At 68.3% G+C, this 271-nt stretch carries 1 pseudogene; it reads right to left on the reverse strand.

What is annotated here, in order from left to right:
- Positions 1-46: 46 nt before the first annotated feature.
- Positions 47-271: pseudogene (locus AUL35_RS22735) on the reverse strand (hypothetical protein); the annotation flags it as partial.

Consider the following 271-nt stretch of genomic DNA (forward strand, 5'->3'; position numbering starts at 1 on the left):
GCGGCCAGCGCGGCCATGAGGCCGAGTGCCGTCAGGCCCGTCCCGATCAGGACAAGCGCTTGCCGAGGAACTTGCCGCATATCTGGGCCCTCACCTGGGTTTGCGAGTTGGGGAAAGGAATGCTCTCGGCGCAGACGCGCACCTTGCGCGTGGCCTCTCCCGCAAACGGGATCGTGACGATCACGGGACGCGAGCCTTCCGGCGCCAGCATCAGGGGACTGGCCGACACGCGGACGCCGGGAACCGGCGCGAAGTCCTGGTCGTAGACCCT

The organism is Aureimonas sp. AU4, from assembly GCF_001463765.1.
Taxonomy (GTDB): Bacteria; Pseudomonadota; Alphaproteobacteria; order Rhizobiales; family Rhizobiaceae; genus Aureimonas.